The 1,882-nt window shown below is 37.5% G+C and carries 1 protein-coding gene; it reads left to right on the top strand.

Annotated elements, in window-relative coordinates; translation table 11 throughout:
- Positions 1-384 precede the first annotated feature (384 nt).
- Positions 385-1,764 carry a class II fumarate hydratase gene (locus ABYD77_RS19070; RefSeq protein ID WP_372771668.1) on the top strand — a complete coding sequence of 460 codons (1,380 nt, stop codon included), beginning with the start codon at positions 385-387 and terminating at the stop codon, positions 1,762-1,764.
- Positions 1,765-1,882: the final 118 nt, after the last annotated feature.

Raw genomic sequence — 1,882 nt, 5'->3', positions numbered from 1 at the left:
TAAAAAATGAATTTGTGTGAATTGCATAATCAATATATTTTTAACTTGAAGTGCTTAACACGCTGCTCAAGTGCGAAAGCATATGTGGTGGTGAACGAACTAGTAGAAAGTGGCATAGACATAGCGGTGTTTTATGAAAAACAACACAATGTGTTATTGCAAGAACTGTATTAAAGGCGAGTTTTTTTCGACTTATTAAATGTGATAACCGATCATTTAATTCCATTTTACATAAGGCGAATATGCTTAGATTTTATGCATAAACCGTTGTTATCCTTAAAGCGCTTTTACCTAACAATTCATGGCAACCTAACGCGCTATTTTAAATTAGAAAACGAAATGCGGATTTTAAGCTTTGAGTTTTTAGAAAATAAGAGATAAAAAATGACAAATTTTAGAATTGAAAAAGACAGCATGGGCGAGTTACAAGTACCTGCAAACGCTCTTTATCAAGCGCAAACACAGCGTGCTGTAAATAACTTTGATATTAGCGGCCTGACAATGCCAACTTGGTTTATTCAAGCACTTGCTTATATTAAAGCAAGTGCAGCCAAAACCAATCAAGAGCTAGGACATTTGCAGCCGAATATTTGTGAAGCGATTGTAGATGCATGCGAAACAGTGCTCGCTGGTGGCATTGATGACCAATTCCCAATAGACGTTTTCCAAACAGGTTCTGGCACCAGTTCAAATATGAATATGAATGAAGTTGTCGCCACATTAGCTTCAAACGCGCTGAAAGAGACCGTAAACCCAAATGATCATGTCAATATGGGGCAAAGTTCCAATGATGTGATACCAACAGCTATTCAAGTGAGCAGTTGCATAGGGGTTTATTATCATTTGTTACCTGCTGCAAACCATCTGATAAATACCATAAATCAAAAAAGCAAAGAAGTAGGGCATATTTGCAAAACAGGTCGCACTCATTTAATGGATGCTATGCCAATTACATTTGCCCAAACGTTAGACAGCTGGAAAAGCCAAATTGAATTTGCAATTAGTGGTATTAACGCTTCACTAGAGCGTGTGAAACCGCTTGCACAAGGGGGAACCGCCGTAGGTACAGGGATTAATGCCGATGCAAAATTTGCAAGTAAATTTGCAGTTAACTTAAGCACTGCTGTTGGTATCAGTTTTAGTCCCAGCGATAATTTTTTTTATAACATTGGCTCGCAAGATGCGATTGTTGCTCTCTCAGGGCAACTTAAAACATTGGCTGTTGCAATAATAAAGATTTCAAATGATTTACGTTGGATGAATTCAGGGCCATTATCTGGTTTATCTGAAATAGAGTTAGAAGCACTGCAACCAGGCTCATCAATTATGCCGGGCAAAGTAAACCCCGTTATCCCAGAAGCGGCGGCAATGGTGGGAGCACAAGTAATAGGCAATGACACTACGATTACCGTTGCAGGGCAATCAGGTAATTTTGAGCTTAATGTAATGTTACCTGTTATTGCTCACAATATTTTGCAGAGTATTCATCTATTAACCAATACCTGTTATCACTTAGCAGATAAAGCAATTGCTACCTTTAAAGTGAATGAAGATAAGATCAATTTATCGCTCGATAAAAATCCTATTTTAGTTACCGCTTTAAACCCAGTGATTGGCTATTTAAAAGCCGCTGAAATTGCAAAGAAAGCTTATAAAGAAAATCGGCCTGTGATTGAGGTTGCTTTAGAAGAAACTGATTTAACACGTGAAGAATTATTAGTGTTACTAAATCCTTATAAAATAACGAAAGGCGGAATCGGCTAAAAAAATGGGTCAGTTTACTGACCCCTTTTTTGAGTTACTTTAATTAAATCGCTACTCGATGTGATATAAAAGTGTACAAACTAGGGTGTTTAATAGTCGCTAAGTGCCAGAAGCTGTC

This window comes from Pseudoalteromonas sp. (assembly GCF_041629635.1).
Taxonomy (GTDB): Bacteria; Pseudomonadota; Gammaproteobacteria; order Enterobacterales; family Alteromonadaceae; genus Pseudoalteromonas.
The sequence above is the reverse complement of the archived record's forward strand: the minus strand, read 5'-3'. Positions and strand labels throughout refer to the sequence as shown.